The 20,086-nt window shown below is 72.1% G+C and carries 19 protein-coding genes and 1 pseudogene; 5 read left to right on the plus strand and 15 right to left on the minus strand.

The genetic code is table 11. The annotated features are described in order from the left end of the window. Positions 1-234: 234 nt before the first annotated feature. Positions 235-2,763: an ATP-dependent Clp protease ATP-binding subunit gene (locus tag HG542_RS20940; RefSeq protein WP_171083689.1), complete on the minus strand. Its 2,529-nt coding sequence runs from the start codon at positions 2,761-2,763 to the stop codon at positions 235-237. Between the two features lie 480 nt (positions 2,764-3,243). Here HG542_RS20940 and HG542_RS20945 point away from each other — a divergent pair, with 480 nt between their 5' ends. Then, on the plus strand, positions 3,244-3,909 hold the full coding sequence (locus HG542_RS20945) for an SCO3374 family protein (RefSeq protein ID WP_171083691.1): 666 nt from the start codon (positions 3,244-3,246) through the stop codon (positions 3,907-3,909). On the opposite strand, the gene HG542_RS20950 is transcribed toward HG542_RS20945, so the two are convergent. From HG542_RS20950 to HG542_RS20990, 10 genes and pseudogenes are all read right to left on the minus strand, one after another. After that, positions 3,840-4,175, minus strand: coding sequence for a histone-like nucleoid-structuring protein Lsr2 (locus HG542_RS20950; protein ID WP_171083693.1), 336 nt, complete (start codon positions 4,173-4,175; stop codon positions 3,840-3,842). The genes HG542_RS20945 and HG542_RS20950 overlap by 70 nt on opposite strands. 163 nt (positions 4,176-4,338) lie before the next feature. Continuing rightward, entirely contained in the window at positions 4,339-4,875 is a 537-nt protein-coding gene (locus tag HG542_RS20955; protein WP_171083695.1) for an amino-acid N-acetyltransferase, read from the minus strand. 9 nt (positions 4,876-4,884) lie between these two features. Next, positions 4,885-5,280: a BlaI/MecI/CopY family transcriptional regulator gene (locus HG542_RS20960; RefSeq protein ID WP_171083697.1), complete on the minus strand. Its 396-nt coding sequence runs from the start codon at positions 5,278-5,280 to the stop codon at positions 4,885-4,887. A gap of 129 nt (positions 5,281-5,409) precedes the next feature. Next, positions 5,410-5,589 carry a hypothetical protein gene (locus HG542_RS20965; RefSeq protein WP_171083699.1) on the minus strand — a complete coding sequence of 60 codons (180 nt, stop codon included), beginning with the start codon at positions 5,587-5,589 and terminating at the stop codon, positions 5,410-5,412. A gap of 114 nt (positions 5,590-5,703) precedes the next feature. Beyond that, positions 5,704-6,387 (minus strand): hypothetical protein, encoded by a 684-nt coding sequence (locus tag HG542_RS20970; RefSeq protein ID WP_171083700.1) that lies wholly within the window; start codon positions 6,385-6,387, stop codon positions 5,704-5,706. Positions 6,388-6,599: 212 nt separating this feature from the next. After that, complete coding sequence (locus HG542_RS20975; protein WP_171083702.1) at positions 6,600-7,397, minus strand: type III pantothenate kinase; 798 nt, start codon at positions 7,395-7,397, stop codon at positions 6,600-6,602. Next, on the minus strand, positions 7,397-8,392 hold the full coding sequence (gene nadC, locus HG542_RS35285; protein ID WP_306665327.1) for a carboxylating nicotinate-nucleotide diphosphorylase: 996 nt from the start codon (positions 8,390-8,392) through the stop codon (positions 7,397-7,399). The genes HG542_RS20975 and nadC overlap by 1 nt, the downstream gene beginning before the upstream one ends. 18 nt (positions 8,393-8,410) lie before the next feature. Then, positions 8,411-10,084: pseudogene (locus HG542_RS35290) on the minus strand (L-aspartate oxidase); the annotation flags it as partial. After that, the gene (panC, locus tag HG542_RS20985) at positions 10,081-10,959 is read right to left on the minus strand and encodes a pantoate--beta-alanine ligase (RefSeq protein WP_227723057.1); all 879 of its coding nucleotides are present in this window, start codon (positions 10,957-10,959) and stop codon (positions 10,081-10,083) included. The gene panC and the pseudogene HG542_RS35290, both read right to left, overlap by 4 nt. Next, positions 10,956-11,876, minus strand: coding sequence for a Rossmann-like and DUF2520 domain-containing protein (locus tag HG542_RS20990; protein ID WP_171083708.1), 921 nt, complete (start codon positions 11,874-11,876; stop codon positions 10,956-10,958). Before HG542_RS20990 ends, panC begins: the two co-directional genes overlap by 4 nt. Positions 11,877-12,045: 169 nt before the next feature. Between HG542_RS20990 and HG542_RS20995 the strand changes: the two genes are divergently transcribed. Next, positions 12,046-13,203 carry a threonine aldolase family protein gene (locus HG542_RS20995; RefSeq protein ID WP_171083710.1) on the plus strand — a complete coding sequence of 386 codons (1,158 nt, stop codon included), beginning with the start codon at positions 12,046-12,048 and terminating at the stop codon, positions 13,201-13,203. Here HG542_RS20995 and HG542_RS21000 read toward each other — a convergent pair. After that, on the minus strand, positions 13,123-13,443 hold the full coding sequence (locus tag HG542_RS21000) for a hypothetical protein (RefSeq protein ID WP_171083712.1): 321 nt from the start codon (positions 13,441-13,443) through the stop codon (positions 13,123-13,125). The two genes, HG542_RS20995 and HG542_RS21000, sit on opposite strands and share 81 nt — an antisense overlap. A 98-nt stretch (positions 13,444-13,541) precedes the next feature. Between HG542_RS21000 and HG542_RS21005 the strand changes: the two genes are divergently transcribed. Then, positions 13,542-14,660: a DUF5937 family protein gene (locus HG542_RS21005; protein WP_171083714.1), complete on the plus strand. Its 1,119-nt coding sequence runs from the start codon at positions 13,542-13,544 to the stop codon at positions 14,658-14,660. Positions 14,661-14,663: 3 nt separating this feature from the next. Here the strand turns inward: HG542_RS21005 and HG542_RS21010 are convergent, their stop codons facing one another. Next, entirely contained in the window at positions 14,664-15,341 is a 678-nt protein-coding gene (locus tag HG542_RS21010) for a response regulator transcription factor (protein WP_171083716.1), read from the minus strand. Between the two features lie 79 nt (positions 15,342-15,420). Next, entirely contained in the window at positions 15,421-16,620 is a 1,200-nt protein-coding gene (locus HG542_RS21015) for a sensor histidine kinase (RefSeq protein ID WP_171083874.1), read from the minus strand. 121 nt (positions 16,621-16,741) lie between these two features. On the opposite strand from HG542_RS21015, the gene HG542_RS21020 reads away from it, so the two are divergent. Both HG542_RS21020 and HG542_RS21025 read left to right on the plus strand, forming a co-directional pair. Beyond that, complete coding sequence (locus tag HG542_RS21020) at positions 16,742-17,767, plus strand: SAM-dependent methyltransferase (protein WP_171083718.1); 1,026 nt, start codon at positions 16,742-16,744, stop codon at positions 17,765-17,767. A 12-nt stretch (positions 17,768-17,779) separates the two neighbouring features. Next, the gene (locus tag HG542_RS21025; RefSeq protein WP_171083724.1) at positions 17,780-18,922 is read left to right on the plus strand and encodes an NADH-quinone oxidoreductase subunit D; all 1,143 of its coding nucleotides are present in this window, start codon (positions 17,780-17,782) and stop codon (positions 18,920-18,922) included. Positions 18,923-18,960: 38 nt separating this feature from the next. Here the strand turns inward: HG542_RS21025 and HG542_RS21030 are convergent, their stop codons facing one another. Next, positions 18,961-20,034, minus strand: coding sequence for a hypothetical protein (locus HG542_RS21030; RefSeq protein WP_171083726.1), 1,074 nt, complete (start codon positions 20,032-20,034; stop codon positions 18,961-18,963). Between the last annotated feature and the right edge of the window lie 52 nt (positions 20,035-20,086).

A 20,086-nucleotide genomic window follows, 5' to 3' on the forward strand; every position in this document is an offset into this window, starting at 1 on the left:
CATACCGGGCCAAGGCGGGCACCTCCTAAGGAGGGCCGTAGCAGCCGGGCCGGGAATTCGGCGTACGCAGCGGCCGTGCGGGGATCCGACCCTGCTATCCGGCCTAGTACGGGGGGAGGGGGCTGTGCGACTTGTCACGAGCCGGAGACGGGGCGCGGACAGCAAATCGGCCCCGGAACCGCTTTTCGCGGTTCCGGGGCCGATCAACCGGTACAGCAGGCGCCTACGGCGCCGTTACGCGTCCTTGGACAGGTTGGGCCCGGCGCCGCCACCCGTCGCCGACTCCACCGGCGGGGTGTCGGGAAGCGCGGACTTCTCCTCGCCACGGAAGGTGAACTTCTTCTCCTCGCCTTCACCCTCGGTGCCGACGACGACGATGTGGCCCGGACGCAGCTCCCCGAAGAGGATCTTCTCGGAGAGGATGTCCTCGATCTCGCGCTGGATGGTGCGGCGCAGCGGCCGGGCACCCAGGATCGGGTCGTAGCCCTTCTTCGCGAGCAGCGTCTTCGCGTCCGCGCTGAGCTCGATGCCCATGTCGCGGTCCTTCAGACGCTCGTCCACCTTGGCGATCATCAGGTCGACGATCTGGATGATGTCTTCCTGGCTGAGCTGGTGGAAGACCACCGTGTCGTCGACACGGTTGAGGAACTCCGGCCGGAAGTGCTGCTTGAGCTCCTCGTTGACCTTCGCCTTCATCCGCTCGTACCCGGTCTTGACGTCGCCCTGGGCGGCGAAGCCCAGATTGAAGCCCTTGGAGATGTCCCGGGTTCCGAGGTTGGTGGTCATGATGATGACCGTGTTCTTGAAATCGACCACGCGGCCCTGGGAGTCGGTCAGACGACCGTCCTCCAGGATCTGCAGCAGCGAATTGAAGATGTCCGGGTGGGCCTTCTCGACCTCGTCGAAGAGGACGACGGAGAACGGCTTGCGGCGCACCTTCTCGGTGAGCTGGCCGCCCTCTTCGTAACCCACGTATCCGGGCGGGGAACCGAAGAGCCGCGAGACGGTGTGCTTCTCGCTGAACTCCGACATGTCGAGGGAGATCAGGGCGTCCTCGTCGCCGAAGAGGAATTCGGCAAGCGTCTTGGACAGCTCCGTCTTACCGACACCCGAGGGGCCGGCGAAGATGAACGATCCGCCGGGACGCTTCGGGTCCTTGAGGCCTGCACGCGTGCGCCGGATGGCCTGGGAGAGCGCCTTGATGGCGTCCTTCTGGCCGATGACGCGCTTGTGCAGCTCGTCCTCCATGCGCAGCAGGCGGGAGGACTCCTCCTCGGTGAGCTTGAAGACCGGGATGCCCGTGGCGGTGGCCAGGACCTCGGCGATCAGCTCGCCGTCGACCTCGGCGACGACGTCCATGTCGCCGGCCTTCCACTCCTTCTCCCGCTTGGCCTTGGCGGCCAGCAGCTGCTTCTCCTTGTCGCGGAGGGAAGCGGCCTTCTCGAAGTCCTGCGAGTCGATCGCGGACTCCTTCTCGCGGCGCACGTCGGCGATCTTCTCGTCGAACTCGCGGAGGTCCGGCGGAGCGGTCATCCGGCGGATGCGCATCCGGGAGCCGGCCTCGTCGATCAGGTCGATCGCCTTGTCCGGCAGGAAGCGGTCCGAGATGTAGCGGTCGGCCAGGGTGGCGGCCTGGACCAGGGCCTCGTCCGTGATGGAGACCCGGTGGTGGGCCTCGTAGCGGTCGCGCAGACCCTTGAGGATCTCGATCGTGTGCGGCAGCGACGGCTCGGCGACCTGGATGGGCTGGAAGCGGCGCTCGAGGGCGGCGTCCTTCTCCAGGTGCTTGCGGTACTCGTCGAGCGTGGTGGCGCCGATGGTCTGCAGCTCGCCCCGCGCCAGCATCGGCTTGAGGATCGAGGCCGCGTCGATCGCGCCCTCGGCGGCGCCCGCACCCACCAGGGTGTGGAGCTCGTCGATGAACAGGATGATGTCGCCGCGGGTGCGGATCTCCTTGAGGACCTTCTTCAGGCGCTCCTCGAAGTCACCGCGGTAGCGGGAGCCCGCGACGAGGGCACCGAGGTCGAGGGTGTAGAGGTGCTTGTCCTTGAGGGTCTCGGGCACCTCGCCCTTGACGATGGCCTGGGCCAGCCCCTCGACGACGGCGGTCTTGCCGACGCCGGGCTCGCCGATGAGGACCGGGTTGTTCTTGGTACGGCGGGACAGCACCTGCATGACCCGCTCGATCTCCTTCTCGCGCCCGATGACCGGGTCGAGCTTGGATTCGCGGGCGGCCTGCGTCAGGTTGCGGCCGAACTGGTCCAGGACGAGCGAGGTCGAGGGCGTGCCCTCGGCCGGGCCGCCGGCCGTGGCGGCCTCCTTGCCCTGGTAACCGGAGAGCAGCTGGATGACCTGCTGCCGCACCCGGTTGAGATCGGCGCCCAGCTTGACCAGGACCTGGGCGGCGACGCCCTCGCCCTCGCGGATCAGGCCGAGCAGGATGTGCTCCGTGCCGATGTAGTTGTGGCCGAGCTGGAGGGCCTCGCGGAGCGACAGCTCCAGGACCTTCTTGGCACGGGGGGTGAAGGGAATGTGGCCGGACGGGGCCTGCTGGCCCTGGCCGATGATCTCCTCCACCTGCTGGCGGACCGCCTCGAGCGAAATCCCGAGGCTCTCCAGGGCCTTAGCGGCGACACCCTCACCCTCGTGGATCAGGCCCAGGAGGATGTGCTCGGTGCCGATGTAGTTGTGGTTGAGCATCCGGGCTTCTTCCTGAGCCAGGACGACAACCCGCCGCGCGCGGTCGGTGAACCTCTCGAACATCGTTAATCGCTCCTCAGAGCGGTCAGGCAGTTAGGGGTCGGTCCCCTCCCTGTCCTTCCGCATGCTAGTCCCGCTGGGCGGGACAGCTCATTCCAACTGCCGACACCCGTCCTTGGCCTCCTGCCCCGAACAGCCGACATCTGCTCCAACCCGATGTTGGGAGACGATGTTCCCGCAGGCCAGGCATATACGCCCACCACCACTACGCCCATGGCGAACGCCCGCTTGGCCCGACACGCCCGCCCCGGGCCCGCACACCGCCCCGGTGATGCGCCGAGCACGCTGCTATACCGCCTCTCCCCACGGGGAATGTCCTACCCGCAGGCGCCGACACTCCATGCGGCGCGGGCACCGTCCCTCCGCTACGGGCGAACACCCCCACGCCACCGGAGGCGCCTGTGCGCCCCGCATTCCTTACACAGAGCGTGCCCAACTCCCCACTCTGCGTAACCTCTTGGGCCTTTCGCAGTTGCACCGTCCATGACGGCGGCCCCTTCGCACCTCCATGGTCCCGCGCCGGTTTCCCGGCGCCGGTGGTACGAGCAGGCTCTCGGCTGGCCGGTTGCGGACGGGCCGCCCGTGCAGCTGCTCACCGGGGTGCGGTTCGACGCCCTGGGGCTGCCCGTGGACGCCGGGCTCGCGGTGGTGCAGCGGCTGCCGCCGGCCGGTCCCGTCGCCTTCGATCCGCAGGCCCGGAGGATCTGGTTCCTGACCGCGGCGGGCAGTGCCGAGGAACTGCCTGGGCTGATCGAATGGCTGGAATGGGGCGGGGTCGCCCTGGATCTGACCGCACAGGGGTTGGACGGCCGGATCACCGCCCCCTCACCGGTGGGCGGGGTTCCCGGGCAGCACGGTCCGGGAGACGGCCCCGGAGCCGCACAGGAGGCCGTCTGGCTGCGGCCTCCCCGGACGGGATGCGAGGTCGAGCCGACGCTGCCGGCGGCCGGCCTCGGGGGCGAAGGTGCCGCCCCCGGTCTCGTACGGCTCGTGAGCGCGGCGGCCACGGAGTGCCACCGGGCCCGGCTGCTGCGCGCCGGCGCGGCACGCAGGCGTCAGCCGTCGGGAGATCGGCCGGATCAGCCGTTGGCCTTCTCGTACGCCTCGCGGATGTCGGCCGGGACGCGGCCGCGGTCGTTGACGTTGTAGCCGTTCTCCTTGGCCCACGCGCGGATCTTCGCGGTGTCCGGGCTGCCGACGGACGCGGCGCGGACCTTCCCGCGAGCACCCGCGGAGCGGCCACCGGTGCGGCGGCCGGCCTTCACGAAGTCCTCGAGTGCACCGCGCAGCTTGTCCGCGTTGGCGGTGTTGAGGTCGATCTCGTAGGTCTTGCCGTCCAGGGCGAACGTCACGGTCTCGTCCGCCTCGCCGCCGTCGAGGTCATCGACAAGAAGGACCTGAACCTTCTGCGCCACGGGGATTCCTTTCATCAGCGGAAAAGGGATTACGGAGGAATAGCAAACCGCCTTTCCCGGAAAAACACAAACCCCCGGGGAAGGTTCAGCCCGCCTTCCCGGTGGGAACGATGCCTTCCGGGCCCGCACGATAGGGGCGCGATTCGGACATAGGGACCGCGCTTCACAGATGCAGAAGCATCCGGCTGTTGCCAAGGGTGTTCGGCTTCACTCGTTCGAGACCCAGGAACTCGGCAACGCCCTCGTCATAGGAACGCAGCAGCTCGCTGTAGACATCACCGTCCACCGGGGTCTCACCGATCTCGACGAAGCCGTGCTTCGCGAAGAAGTCGACTTCGAAGGTGAGGCAGAAAATGCGCCGCACGCCGAGCCAGCGGGCCGTCCGCAACAGCTTGTCCAGTACCTGGTGCCCGACTCCCGCACCCCGCACGCCCGGGTCGACGGCGAGAGTGCGGACCTCGGCGAGGTCTTCCCACATCACATGCAGTGCACCGCACCCGATGACAGTACCGTCCTCGTCGCGCTCGGCGACCCAGAACTCCTGGATGTCCTCGTAAAGCGTCACCGTGGCTTTGTCGAGGAGGATGCGGTCGCGGGCGTAGGTGTTGATGAGCTCGCGCACCGCGGGCACATCGCTGGTCCGGGCCCGACGGACGGTGACGGCATTTGATAGAGCAGCCTTGACAGATGCAGTGGACACAGCCGGACGCTATCGTCCCGGCGTGCCGGGGGGCTCGCCGGGCCCGTCGAGTTGGACGACCCGGATGGCATCGCGCAGGGCCTCGCGTTGTTCGGCCGACATCATGCCGAAGAAGGCGACGAGAGCGGCTGCCGGGTTGTCGCTGACCGACCAGGCTTCGTTCATCAGTGCGGCCGAGTAGGCCGCCCGGTTCGAGACCGCCTCATATCGATAGGCCCGGCCTTCGGCTTCCCGCCGCAGCCAGCCCTTCTGATACAGGTTGTCCATTACGGTCATCACGGTCGTGTAGGCGATGGTCCGTTCCTGCTGAAGGTCCTCGAGGACTTCCCGAACAGTGACCGGCCGGTTCCACTCCCACACGCGCGTCATCACGGCGTCTTCCAGTTCACCCAGGCGTCGAACCACACGCGAATAATAGTGGGAGATGTCTCGAATGCCGGTTTATCAGGGCAGCAAAAAGGGCGCACGATCCGGAAATTCCGTCCCGGACCGTACGCCCTGCGTGAAGCGGCGGCCTGTGCTCGGCCGGAACCCTCAGGCCCCGGAGCCCTCGGCCGGCTGCCGTGCGGCCTCGGCGCGGGCGAACGCGGCGTCGACGGCGGCGTCCTCCTTGGCCTTGTTCGCACCGCCCTGGCTCCTGACGATCGTCACGATCAGCGCGATGAAAGCCACCGCCATCACCACGGGCGGGACCAGCGCGGCGACATAGTCCATGGCCGTCGGCTCCTTCTGGATGGGTCGGAATGCTGCATTGCTGAGCGACCCGTCCAGATTACGCGCCCCGGCGTGACGGTCGCCGCTAGGGCCCGTCGACAGGCCCTGGGTCCCTCAGGCGGGCCGGGCCCTCAGGCCCGTCGGCGGCGGAGCGGGCTTGCGCCGCGGCGGGAAGACCTCGCCGGGTGTCGGAATCGGGCGGTCGGGGCGCGGTGCGGCAGGCGGTGGCGTCGGCTTCTCCACGGGCCTCTCCGGCGCTGCGGGCCGCGGGCCGGGCTTGGGTGCGTCCGCCTCCTGCGGCGCCGTCCGTCCGCCCGGCAGGGCCAGCAGCCGGGTGCGCCGCGCCACCGGGGCGCCGTCCGTGCGCGAGGCCGGCACGGCCGCCTGCGTCAGGCATTCGCAGCGCTGCAGCAGCGCCGCGCGGCGGCCGGCCTCGGCCCTGCCGGATGCGGCCGTGCAGAGCGTGCGCAGCGCGGCGATGTCCTCGGCGCCGGGCCGGCAGCCCGCCGCCAGGGCGTCCTGGAGGCGCTCCAGATAGCCGGAGGCGGCCCCGGGCAGGGCGGAGCGGTGGCGGGCGAGGTCGGCGAGGAGGAAGGCGCGCAGCCTGCCGCCTTCGAGGACCGCCTCGTCCACGGCTTCGGCGAGCCGGAGGCAGTCCCGCACCTCCTCGGCCCGCGCGGGGCCGGGGTGCCGGAGGACGGAGTGGGGCCGGAGTGCGATGGCGAGGGCACGACGCAGTACGCGCAGCTCGTCCGCGCTGAACGCCATGCCGCCGCGGGATCCATATGGCGTGGGCATACGCCGACTTTAAGTGCTAAACGGACAATTTTGGCCTATTCCGCCATTTCGGCGTGGCATGCGCCGGAACCCGGCCGGAGCCGGGTTCCCCGCAAATGCCTCTGCCGCGAATGCCGCCGAATACCCTCGAATGCCGACGCGGCTCCGGGAACCTTCCCGGAGCGTCCCCGGAGCATCACCGGAAGCGCCCTCGGGAGCATCCCCGGAGCGGATTACGTGCGCGAGACGTTGCGCTCGTAGACCAGCCGCAGGCCGATCAGCGTGAGCCACGGCTCGTGCTCGTCGATCACCGACGCCTCGCCCAGCACCATCGGCGCGAGTCCGCCCGTCGCGATGACCGTCACGTCGTCCGGGTCGTCGGCCAGCTCCCGCGCCATCCGGTTCACGACCCCGTCCACCTGGCCCGTGAAGCCGTAGAGGATGCCCGACTGCATCGCCTCGACGGTGTTCTTGCCGATGACGCTGCGCGGCCGGGCCAGCTCGATCTTGCGCAGCTGGGCGCCCCGGACGCCCAGTGCCTCCACCGAGATCTCGATACCCGGGGCGATCACGCCGCCGACGTACTCCCCGCGCGCACTCACCGCGTCGAACGTGGTGGCCGTGCCGAAGTCGACGACCACGCACGGCCCGCCGTACAGCTCGACGGCGGCGACCGCGTTGATGATGCGGTCGGCGCCGACCTCCTTGGGGTTGTCCATCAGGATCGGCACCCCCGTCTTCACGCCCGGCTCGACGAGGATCGCCGGCACGTCGCCGTAGTAGCGGCGGGTCACCTCGCGCAGCTCGTGCAGGACGGACGGCACGGTCGAGCAGATGGCGATGCCCTCGATGCCCTCGCCCAGCTCGTCACCGAGCAGCGGGTGCCTGCCCATCAACCCCTGGATGAGGACGGCCAGTTCGTCGGCCGTGCGGCGGGCGTCGGTGGAGATGCGCCAGTGCTCCACGATGTCCTCGCCGTCGAACAGGCCGAGGACCGTGTGGGTGTTGCCGACATCGATGGTGAGCAGCATCAGACGGCTTCTTCCCGGAGGTCCAGCCCGATGTCGAGGATCGGGGAGGAGTGGGTGAGCGCCCCGACGGCGAGGAAGTCGACGCCCGCCTCGGCGTACGCGCGGGCGTTGGCGAGCGTGAGGCGCCCGGAGGACTCCAGCAGGGCGCGCCCCGCGACGAGTTCGACGGCCTCGCGCGTCTGCTCCACCGTGAAGTTGTCCAGCAGGATCAGGTCCGCGCCCTCGGCGAGGATCGGCGGGATCTGGTCGATCCGGTCCACCTCGACCTCGATCGCGACGTCCGGGAACTGCTCCCGCACGGCCTTGAACGCCTCGGCGACGCCACCCGCGGCGACGACGTGGTTGTCCTTGATGAGCGCGGCGTCCGACAGCGACATGCGGTGGTTGACACCACCGCCGCACCGCACCGCGTACTTCTCCAGAGCACGCAGGCCGACCGTCGTCTTGCGGGTGTCGCGGACGGCCGCCTTGGTGCCCTGCAGGACGTCCGCCCACGCGCGCGTGGCGGTGGCGATGCCCGACAGACGGCACAGGATGTTGAGCGCGCTGCGCTCACCGGTCAGCAGGTCGCGGGTGTGCGTCCGGACGGTCAGAAGCTTCTGGCCGGCCTCCACCTGGTCGCCGTCCTCGACGTGCCGCTCGACCTCGAACTCCTCGGTGCACACGACGGACAGGATCGCCTCGGCGATGCGCAGCCCGGCGACGGTGCCCGCCTCCCGGGCGGTGAAGTCGGCGGTGGCGACGGCGTCGTGGGGGATGGTGGCGAAGGTGGTGATGTCCTTGCCGCCGTCCAGGTCCTCGTCGATGGCGAGGTGGGCGATGTCCTCGATCTGCAGCGGGTCCAGTCCTGCTGCGACCAGGAGCGCGGAGAGGTCGGGGTCGAGGCCGCACTCCATGGCCTCGGCGTCCGTCTCGCCGCAGGCGCAGCCGGCGCCGCAGCCGGACGCCTCCTCGCCGATCTGGTGCAGCGGAAGTTCCTCGGGGGTGCCGGACATGGTGCTCACGTGCTTCTCCTCGGTGGCAGCGGAGGTTACGGGCGGAAAGGCGGCCGTCCCGGTGGTGGAGACCGCGAGAGTGCGGTCGGGGCCGAGCGTCACCAGCAGGTGGCGGCGCCAGGCGGTGTCGTCGCGGTCGGGCCGGTCCTCGCGCCAGTGGCAGCCGCGGGTCTCCTCGCGGCGGAGCGCGGCGGCGACCAGGACGCGGGCCACGAGCAGGAGGTTGGTGGCTTCCCAGCTCTCGGTGCCGGCGGCTTCCGGCGGGGCGGCGCAGTCGGTGTGGAGGGCTTCCAGCTGCTCCGCCGCCACCCGCAGGCTCTCTGCGGAGCGCAGGACGCCCGCGCCGGCGGTCATGATGCGCTGGACGGCCTGACGCGCCTCGGGGGCGACGAGGCACGACGCCCGGGCCGTCTCGTCCGCCGGCTCCCGGCCCGCCGCCGCGTCGGCGGACGTGCCGATGTCGGAGGCGATCCGCTCGGCGAACACCAGGCCTTCCAGCAGGGAGTTGGACGCCAGCCGGTTCGCGCCGTGCACGCCGGTGCACGCCACCTCGCCGCACGCGTACAGCCCGGGAACCGTCGTCCGGCCGTGCAGATCCGTCCGTACGCCGCCGGAGGCGTAGTGCGCGGCCGGTGCGACCGGAATGGGCTCGGTGACCGGGTCGATGCCGTGCGCCCGGCAGGCCGCCAGGATGGTGGGGAAGCGGTGTTCCCACATCTGCGCGCCGAAGTGCCGGGCGTCGAGGAACATGTGCTCCGCGCCGGTCTCCTGCATGCGCCGCATGATGCCCTTGGCGACGATGTCGCGCGGTGCCAGCTCGGCGAGTTCGTGCTGCCCGACCATGAAGCGGTGGCCGTCGGCGTCGACCAGGTGGGCGCCTTCGCCGCGCACCGCCTCGGAGACGAGCGGCTGCTGTCCCTCGGAGCCGGGACCGAGCCACAGGACGGTCGGATGGAACTGGACGAACTCCAGGTCCGAGATCTCCGCACCGGCGCGCAGGGCGAGCGCCACACCGTCGCCCGTGGAGACGGCCGGGTTGGTGGTCGCGGAGAACACCTGACCCATGCCGCCGGTCGCCAGGACGACCGCTCCGGCCCGTACGGCGCCGACGCCGTCGCGCTGCCCCTCGCCCATCACGTGCAGGGAGACGCCCGCGGCGCGGCCGTCCGCGTCCTTGAGGAGGTCGAGGACCAGTGCGTGCTCGATGGTCTCGATGCCCGCGGCCCGCACGGCCTCGACGAGCGCCCGGGAGATCTCCGCACCGGTGGCGTCGCCGCCGGCGTGGGCGATGCGGCGGCGGTGGTGACCGCCCTCGCGGGTCAGCAGGATCTCGCCGGTGACGTCGTCGGTGTCGAACTGCGCACCGGTGGCGATGAGTCTGCGGACCGCGTCCGGGCCTTCGGTGACGAGCGCGCGCACGGCGTCCTCGTCGCACAGGCCCGCACCGGCGACGAGGGTGTCGTCCAGGTGCTGCCCGGGGGTGTCGCCGTCGCCGAGGGCGGCAGCGATGCCGCCCTGCGCCCAGCGCGTCGAACCGTCGTCCAGGAGGGCCTTGGTGACGACCGTGACCTTCCGCCCGGCCGCTGCGCAGCGCAGCGCGACGGTGAGTCCGGCGACGCCGGAGCCCACCACGACGACGTCGGCGTCGACCGACCAGCCGGGGCGGGAGGCGTGCAGGCGTATACCGCTCATCGGTCCTCTCCGAACGCCCCGAAGACAAGAGGCATGTTGTCGATCAGGCGGGTGGTGCCCACCTTGGCGGCGACGGCGAGAACGGCCTCGCCGGTGAAGTCGTCGGGGACCTCGGTGAAGTCCGCCGGGTCGACGAGTGCGAGGTAGTCGAGGTCGACCGGCGGCGTCAGCTGCGCGGCCGCGTGCAGGACGACGTGTGCGGCGTGCCGGACGGCGCCCGGGCCGAGTTCGACGACGTTGTGGGCGGCGAGCAGGGCGCGCGACAGCTCCAGTGCGGAGGCCCGGTCGGCGTCGGAGAGGTAGCGGTTGCGGCTGGAGAGCGCCAGCCCGTCGTCCTCGCGGACCGTGGGGACGGCCACGATCTCGACGGGGAAGTTCAGATCGCGCACCATGCGGCGGATCAGGGCGAGTTGCTGCGCGTCCTTCTGACCGAACAGGGCGACGTCCGGGAGCGTCAGGTGCAGCAGCTTGGCGACGACGGTGAGCACGCCGTCGAAGTGGCCGGGACGGAAGGCGCCTTCGAGCCGCTCGCCCATCGGGCCCGCCGTGATACGGACCTGGGGCTCGCCGCCGGGGTAGACCTCGTCGGCCGCGGGGGCGAACACGACGTCCGCGCCTGCCTTTTCGGCGACGGCGAGGTCGGCGTCGAGGGTGCGCGGGTAGCGCTCGAGGTCCTCGCCGGCGCCGAACTGCAGCGGGTTGACGAAGACCGTGACGACCACCTGGCCGTCCGCGCCGACCAGTTCGCGGGCGGTGCGGATCAGGGTCGCGTGCCCCTCGTGCAGGGCGCCCATGGTCATCACGACGGCGCGGCGGCCGTTGCGCGGCGGCCCGTGGAGCTCCGCTGCCGTGCGGGCGAGTCGGGGGGTGGTCACTTGTTGCCTCCGTCCGCGAGGACGCCGAGCAGGTCCTCCGCCAGTTCCGGCTTGAGCAGGCCGTGCGCGAGGGCGCGGTCCGCGGTGGTGCGGGCCATCGCCAGGTATCCGGCGACGGCCTGGGGCGCGTGGGCGCGCAGCTCCGCGATGTGGGCGGCCACCGTGCCCGCGTCGCCGCGGGCGACGGGCCCGGTGAGGGCGGCGTCGCCGCTGCGCAGGGCGTTGTCGAGGGCGGCGCCGAGGAGCGGGCCGAGCATCCGGTCGGGGTGCTCCACGCCGGCCGTGCGCAGCAGCTCCATGGCCTGGGCGACGAGGGTGACGAGGTGGTTGGCGCCGAGGGCGAGGGCCGCGTGGTAGAGCGGGCGCGCCGTCTCCTCGATCCACTCGGGCTCGCCGCCCATCTCGATGACCAGCGCCTCGGCGGCCAGCCGCAGTTCCTCGGGTGCCGTGACACCGAAGGAGCATCCGGCCAGCCGCTGGACGTCGACCGGGGTGCCGGTGAAGGTCATCGCGGGGTGCAGGGCCAGCGGCAGGGCGCCGGCCCGCCGGGCGGGGTCGAGGACGGCGGTGCCGTGCCGCCCCGAGGTGTGCACGAGGAGCTGCCCCGGACGGACCGCGCCGGTCTCGGCGAGGCCTGCGACGAGGCCGGGCAGGGCGTCGTCGGGGACGGTGAGCAGCACGAGCTCGGCGTGCGCCAGCACCTCGGCGGGCTCCATCACGGGGACGCCGGGGAGCATGGTCTCCGCGCGTCGCCGGGAGGCGTCGGAGACACCGGACACGGCGACCGGGCGGTGGCCGGCGAGCCGGAGCGAGGCGGCCAGTGCGGGGCCGACCCGTCCTGCGCCGACGACGCCGACGGTGAGCCGGGCGGGGCGGTCCTGGGGGCTGGGGTGCTCCGAGGAGAGATGTGCGTTCACGCGGCAGGATGCCTTCCGTTCCAGTCCGCGGGGGTACCGGACGATTCCTTTGTCATGCTACGCGAGCCCCTCCGCACCCCTCCGGTCCGACCGTACGACTGTCCGATGAATGGGGCTGCCCTGTGGACAACTCCGGCCGGGCCCCGGGCCGGTGCGCGATGATCGGCCCATGACGGACAACGGGGAACACACAGGGGTGGACCGCGCCCGCAGGCTGGCGGCGCTGCACGGCGCGGAGCGGATGCTCTCGGCGAGCCCGTTCAAGGAGCGGCTCGGCGAGCGCCTCACGCGGCTGGCGGCGGAGGCGGCGGACGCCTACGACCTGGCCCGATGGCCGGACGTCTACGGGGACGGGGTGGTCGCCGAGCTGGAGCGGCGGGTCGCGGAGCTGCTGGGCGCGGAAGCGGCCGCGTTCTTCCCCACGGGGACGATGGCCCAGCAGGTGGCCCTGCGCTGCTGGGCGGGGCGCACGGGCGGCAATGCGGTGGCCATGCATCCCCTGTCCCATCTGGAGATGCATGAGCGGAGAGCGTATGCGCAGCTCAGCGGGTTGCGCGCGGTGCACACGACGCAGGAGCCCCGGCCGCCCACGGCGGCGGAGGTGCGCGAGCTGGAGGAGCCCTTCGGGACGCTCGCGCTGGAGCTGCCGCTGCGCGATCCCGGTTTTCTGCTGCCGACGTGGGAGGAGCTCTGCGAGGTCGTGGAGGCGGCCCGCGAGCGGGACGCGGTGGTCCACTTCGACGGGGCGCGACTGTGGGAGTGCACGGAGCACTTCGGGGTCGGGCTGCCGGAGCTGGCGGGCCTGGCCGACTCGGTGTATGTGTCCTTCTACAAGTCGCTCGGAGGCATATCGGGGGCCGCGCTCGCGGGTCCGGCGTCGCTGATCGAGGAAGCCGCCGCCTGGCGGCACCGGTACGGCGGGCAGCTGTTCCAGCAGTGGCCCGCGGCGCTCGCCGCGCTGGCCGGACTGGACCGCGAGCTGCCGCGGCTGCCGTCGTACGTGGCGCATGCGAAGGTCGTGGCCCGGGCCCTGGAGGAGGCCTTCCGCGCCGCCGGGGTGCCCTGGTTCCGGGTGCATCCGGAGGTGCCGCACACCCACCAGTTCCAGGTGTGGCTGCCGTATCCGGCCGGGTTGCTGGAGGAGGCCGGGGTGCGGTTCGCGGAGGAGACCGGCACCTGGGTGTTCAACCGCTGGTCCGCGGCACCGGTGCCCGGCATGTCGTTCACCGAGGTCACGGTCGGTGCGTCAGCACTGGGCTGGACGCCCGCAGACGTCCGGGACGCGGTCGGAGCCGTGCTGGAGCGGGCGGCTGGCCTGCGCGGCTGACGGGCGGCCGACGGGAGCGGTGGCAGTGTCGGAGCGCCGGCCCGGCCGCAGCAGACCGAGGAGGGCGGACCACCGCGCGCTGCGGGCGGCGGCGCGCTCGTCGACGACGGCCCGGAAGCGCCACCAGGTGCGGATCTCGCGGAGGGCCTGCGCCTCGCCGGTGCCGGGGGCGGGCGGGGCGGGCTGCTGGTGGCGGGCGGCGCGGTGGAGGTCGAGCATGTGCTGCTGGATCGCGTTCATGCACTCCACCGTGCGGTGCCCGGGAATCTGCCGCACCTGGATTGACAAGGACCGTCAATCGACGGCCCGACCTGCGGAAAGAGAGGCACGATGAGCGCATGAGCGTGACGATCGACATCGCCGGGCTGCCGCCCGAGCGCTTGGTGTTCAGCCCGTCGCCGCTGGCCGAGCTGTGCACCGCGCTGCATGCCCTGGCCGAGCCCGGGCACCACCCCGGGCTGCACGGCTGGACGACCGCGACGAACGCCTCCCTCAAGCCGGACCTCGCGGACCGGTTGTGCGAGGCGGAGTTCCTGTGGAACTCGACCTTCTCGGACATCTCCATGCCGTTCGCAGCGCTTCCCGGCACGCACGGCAGGCCGGGCGCCACCCTCGCCGAGGACCTGGACATCCTGGACCGGCTCGACGACGACGTGTACGTCAACGCCGCCCTGGAGATCTCCTGCTCCCACCGGTACGCCCAGGGCGGCCCGTCGCCGCTCTCCGACGCAGGGGCCCGCGCAGAAGCCCTGGAGCGGGCCACGGCGCGGGGCCCCCGGCAACTCGCGTTCGCCCAACGGCTGCTGGAGGACCCGCCCACGGTACGAGCCTGGATCCGCCGCCTGTTCGAGGACTGCGCGGAGGCGTTCTTCGACGCCGTCTGGCAGCGGGTGCGGGTCCAACTGGCCGCCGACGCCCGGCACAAGGCGGAGGTGCTGCGTCACAGGGGCCTGGCCGAGGCACTGGCCGAGGTCTCGGCAGCGGCGACTCTGGACGCCGACGGGAGCCGGATAAGCGTCGACAAGATCAGCACCGGCCGCACCACGGCACTCGACCCGGCCGTCGGCCCGGGCGTCACGTTCGTCCCGTCCTCCTTCGGCTGGCCCCACCTGTGGGTGCTGCACGCGCCCGGCTGGCGCCCGGTGATCCACTATCCGGTGGCCGCACCCGAGCTGCCCGGCCCCGCCGCACTGGACCTGCTCAAACTGCGCCTGGAGGCCCTGGCGAACCCGATGCGGATGCGGATGTGCCGCTACCTGGCCCGTGGCGCCTACACCACGAGCGAGCTGGCGGCCGCGAACGGCATCACCGCGCCGGAGGTCTCGCGGCACGTGGCCGTGCTGAAGAAGGCCGGGCTGATCACCACCCGGCGCCGCGGCCGCTATGTGCTGCACCAGCTGGACCTGACCGTGGTGGCCCGGCTGGGCAGCGACTTCCTGGAGGGGGTGCTGCGCTGACCGCTACTGCAGCCCGCCGCCCCCGGCCCGTACGAGACCGCTCTCGTAGGCCATCACCACGACCTGTACCCGGTCCCGCAGCCCCAGCTTGGTGAGGATGCGGCCCACGTGGGTCTTCACGGTGGCCTCGGACAGCACCAGCCGCGCCGCGATCTCGCCGTTGGAGAGCCCCTGGGCCACCAGCAGCATCACCTCGCGCTCGCGGTCGGTCAGCCGGCCGAACTCGGCACTGGTCGGCTCGTTGGCGGTGCTCGGCAGCATGGGCGTGAAGCGGTCCAGCAGCCGGCGGGTGGTGCTCGGGGCGACCACGGCGTCGCCGCTGTGCACGGATCGGATGGCGCCCAGCAGTTCGCCCGGCGGCACGTCCTTGAGCATGAAGCCGCTCGCGCCGGCCTTGAGGGCGGAGAAGGCGTATTCGTCGAGATCGAAGGTGGTGAGGATGAGCACCTTGGGCGGGTTCTCCTGGGCGCAGATGCGGCGGGTCGCCTCGACCCCGTCCAGCCGCGGCATCCGGACGTCCATCAGGACGACGTCCACGGCCGTGCCGGCCAGCGCCTCGAGCGCCTCCACGCCGTCCCCGGCCTCGGCGACGACCTCCATGTCGGGCTGGGCCGCCAGCACCATGCGGAAGCCGGTGCGCAGCAGCACCTGGTCGTCGACGAGCATCACGCGGATCGACATGCGGGATTCCTTTTCTCTGCCGTTCGGTTCGGTTGCCGTTCGGTTCGGTTGGGTTCACATCGGCGGGGCCGCGGGGGCCTCAGCGGCCGCCGGGTTTGATCGGCAGCAGGACGCTGATCCGGAAGCCGCCGCCGGGCCGCGGCCCCGCGTCCAGGGTGCCGCCGACCATGCCGACCCGCTCGCGCATGCCGATCAGGCCGTGCCCCATGCCGTCCGCGCCCCCGGATTCGTAGAGCTCGTGCTGTGCGCCCCGGCCGTCGTCCTCGACGAGCAGGCCCAGCCCGTCGTCGAAGTAGGTCAGCTGCACGCTGGCCCCGACGTCCGGTCCGCCGTGCTTGCGGGTGTTGGTGAGTGCTTCCTGCACGATCCGGTAGGCCGTCAGTTCCACGCCGCTGGGCAGCGGACGCGGCGCGCCCTCGACCTTGAACTCCACCGGCAGCCCGGCGCCCCGCACCTGTTCGACCAGGTCGCCGATCTGCTCGACATCGGGCTGCGGAACGTACTCGCCGCCCTCCCCCGAGCCCTCCTCGGTGCGCAGCACGCCCAGCAGCCGGCGCATCTCCGTCAGCGCCTGGCGTCCGGTACCGGAGATCGTCTCCAGCGCCTGCTTGGCCTGTTCGGGCGAGGAGTCCAGGACGTAGGCGGCGCCGTCCGCCTGCACCACCATCACGGACACGTTGTGCGCGACGACGTCGTGCAGTTCGCGGGCGATGCGGGCGCGCTCGGCGGTCACGGCCATCCGCGACTGCTGCTCGCGCTCCTTCTCCAGCCGCTCGGCACGTTCCTCCAGCTGGGCCCAGTAGGCGCGCCGGGTCCGCATGGAGTCGCCCAGCACCCAGGCCAGCAGGAAGGGCACGGTGACGAAGACCGTCCCTATCACCTGGGCGGGCACCGACTGGTGCGGCTCCGGCCAGCGCAGGGTGGCGATCGAGGGCGCCAGCAGGCCCGCGATCAGGGCGAACCGGGAAGCCCAGCGGGTGCCGCCGGACGCCACGGTGTAGACGATCACGAGCATCGCGAAGTCGGCGACGTCCGCCGAGGCGCCCGTGACCACCTGGCCCACGCCGACCGCGGCTGCCAGCAGCAGCATCTTCTCCGGCGCCCGCCGCCGCAGGGCGATCACCGTGCACAGCGCGAACGCCGCGACGATCTTGGCGGCAGTCGGCCCCTTGCTGCTCCCGTCCGCGATGGACAGGGCGCTCAGCATCAGCAGCAGGAGAGCCCAGAAGCTGTCCACTCCCGTGGGGTGTCTGCGGAGGAAGTCGTAGAGGCGCTGCACGTCACCCAGCGTAGGCACGTCGCGTACGTGCCGGGGTCAACCGGACGATCGATCCGTCGACTCCTCCTCTACTCCCCAAGGTGGAGGCACCGGGACCGCCGTGCGCGCATACGGTGTGCCTATGGGAAGCGAGAGGACCAGGCCGGACCCGTCGTGGCGGCCATGGCGGGAGGCGGCGGAGGCCGCGCTGTACGGCCCCGGCGGCTTCTACCGCCGCCCCGAGGGACCGGCCGGTCACTTCCGCACCTCGGTGCACGCCTCCCCGCTCTTCACGGGAGCGGTCGTGGAGCTGCTGCGCCGCGTCGACGCCGCGCTCGGGCACCCGGCGGAGCTGGCGTTCACCGACATGGGCGCCGGGCGCGGGGAACTCGTCTCGGGCGTGCTCGACCGGTGCCCGCCCGAACTGGCCGCCCGGCTGCGCCCGTACGCCGTGGAGCTCGCGGACCGGCCCCCCGGCATCGACGCGCGCATCACCTGGTTGGACGAGCCCCCGCAGGGAACGGAGGGCCTGCTGTTCGCCAACGAGTGGCTCGACAACGTGCCGCTCGACGTCGCCGAGGCGGACGGCGAGGGCACGGCCCGTCGGGTCCTGGTCCGGCCCGACGGCGAGGAGCTGCTGGGCGACCCGGTCTCCGGGGAGGACGCCGCCTGGCTGGAGCGCTGGTGGCCGCTGGAGGGCGCACCGCCCGGCAGCCGGGCCGAGATCGGCCGCCCCCGCGACGCCGCCTGGGCCCGGGCCGTGGGCGGGCTGCGGGCAGGGCTGGCCGTCGCCGTGGACTACGCCCACGAGCGCGCCGCCCGGCCGCCGTTCGGCACCTTGGCCGGCTTCCGCGAGGGCCGCGAGGTGCGGCCGGTGCCCGACGGCTCGTGCGACATCACCGCGCACGTCGCACTGGACGCCTGCGCGGGCCCGGGTGCTTCGGTGCTCAGTCAGCGCGAGGCCCTGCGGCTGCTCGGCGTCGACGGCAGCCGTCCGCCGCTCACGCTCGCCTCCTCCGACCCGGCCGCCTACGTGCGGGCGCTCGGCGCGGCCGGCGAGGCGACGGAGCTGACCTCCCCCGGCGGCCTCGGCAGCTTCGGCTGGCTGCTCCAGCCGGTGGGCCCGGCCTGCGCGGACGTGCTGGACGCGGGTGCCGGGGACAGCTGAGAAACTGTCCCCATGACGGAGACGACAGTCGGCATCGGCGGCGCGGCGGAGAGCACCGACATGGTGCTCAACATCGGCCCTCAGCACCCGTCCACCCACGGCGTGCTGCGGCTGCGCCTCGTCCTCGACGGGGAGCGGGTCCGCAGCGCGGAGCCGGTCATCGGCTATATGCACCGGGGTGCGGAGAAGCTGTTCGAGGCCCGCGACTACCGGCAGATCATCATGCTCGCCAACCGCCACGACTGGCTGTCGGCCTTCTCCAACGAGCTCGGCGTGGTGCTGGCCGTGGAGCGGATGCTGGGCATGGAGGTGCCCGAGCGCGCCGTGTGGCTGCGCACGCTGCTGGCCGAGCTCAACCGGGTGCTCAACCACCTGATGTTCCTGGGCTCGTATCCGCTGGAGCTCGGCGGCATCACCCCCGTCTTCCACGCCTTCCGCGAGCGCGAGGAGCTCCAGACGGTGATGGAGGAGGTCTCCGGCGGCCGGATGCACTACATGTTCAACCGCGTCGGCGGCCTCAAGGAGGACCTGCCCGCGGGCTGGCTCGGCCGGGCCCGGCACGCGGTGGCCGAGGTCCGCTCCCGGATGGACGTCTACGACCGGCTGGTCCTCGGCAACGAGATCTTCCGCGGCCGGACGCGCGGCGTGGGCGTCCTCGCGCCGGAGGCGGTGCACGCCTACGGGGTCAGCGGGCCCATCGCCCGTGCCTCCGGCGTCGACTTCGACCTGCGCCGCGACGAGCCGTATCTGGCCTATGCCGAACTGGCGGATGTGCTGAAGGTCGTCACCCGGGAGGAGGGCGACTGCCTGGCCCGCTTCGAGTGCCTGCTGGAGCAGACGCACAACTCCCTGGAGCTGGCCGAGGCCTGCCTGGAGCGGCTGGCGGAGCTGCCGCCCGGTCCGGTCAACCAGCGGCTGCCCAAGGTGCTCAAGGCGCCCGAGGGCGCGACCTACGCCTGGACGGAGAACCCGCTCGGCCTGAACGGCTACTACCTGGTCTCCAAGGGTGAGAAGACCCCGTACCGGCTGAAGCTCCGCTCGGCGTCGTTCAACAACATCCAGGCGCTGATCGAGCTGCTTCCGGGGACCCTGGTCGCGGACATGGTCGCGATCCTGGGCTCGATGTTCTTCGTCGTGGGCGACATCGACAAGTAGGGCCCCGGTCCGGGGCCCTGAGCCCTCCGCCCGGACTGCTACGAGATCGCGCTGCGCAGCTCGGCGACGTCGATCTGCTCGGTCTCGTCGTGCGCGGTCAGGTCGATGACCTTGCCGTCCACGTCGGCCCCGGCCCCGGCCTCCGCCTCGGCGAGCGCCTCCTCGCCGACGACGTCCGCCAGATCCTGTTCCTCCACGGGCTTCGAGGAGCCGGCCGGGCCGACGCGGCCGGTGCCGAAGAAGTCGAAGCCGCCCCGGGCGCGGGAGGCGGGCCGCTGCGCGGGGGCCTGCGGGACGAGCGCCGCAGAGGGCGCGGCCACCGGCTTCGCACCGCCCTGGGACAGGGCCTTGGTCCCGGCCTCGGGCTCGGGCTTCGCCTCGGCCTCGGGCTTGGCCTCAGGCTCGGCCTCGGCCTCGGACGCCGCGTCGGCCTTCGGCATCGCCTCGGGCTTCCGCGCCTCGGACTTCGGCGCGGGCCCGGACTCGGGCCCCGGCTCGGTCCCCGGCTCCGTGCCGCGGGCAGCGGCCTCCCGCTGGCGTGCCGCGTTGCGCTCCAGGTCGCGGAGGGCGTCGGCGGCCTTGCGGAAGGCCTCCGCGCCGGGCTGCGGCTCCCCGTCCGCCGGGCGGTCCGCGGCCGCGGACTCCAGTTCCTTCGCCGTCTTCGTCTGGGCGAGCAGGCGCCGCCCCTCCAGGGCGCTCGCCCGCCCGGTCTCGGCGGTGGCGTAGCGGCGCAGCAGGTCGGCGTGCTCGGTACGGAGCCGGGCGAGCTCGGCACGCTTGGCGCGGAGCTTGGCCTCGACGCGGGCCTTGGCCAGGCCCGCTTCCTCCAGGTCCGTCTCCAGCTCGGCGATGCGCTCGTCGGTCTTCCACTCGTCGCGCGCCCGGGCGGCGGTGAGCTGGGCGACGCGCTTGCCCGCGGAACGGTCCCAACGGCGCATCAGCACGGCGCCGACGACCGCCGCGGCGGACGCCGCGACGGCCAGGCTGCGGATGAGGAGCGTCTCCTCCACCAACCAGGCACCGGCGGCGCAGGCGACCGATGTCGCGGCGACCGTCGATGCGGGAAGAAGCCGGTGCAGGGGTGCGGAATGGCGGTGGCGTCCTCGTGGCATGGCCTGAAACTTACCGTGCGTCGCCACAGGAGTGTGACCCGACCACCAAACT

The sequence above is a fragment of the Streptomyces morookaense genome, assembly GCF_013030945.1.
GTDB classification, from domain to species: Bacteria; Actinomycetota; Actinomycetes; order Streptomycetales; family Streptomycetaceae; genus Streptomyces; species Streptomyces morookaensis.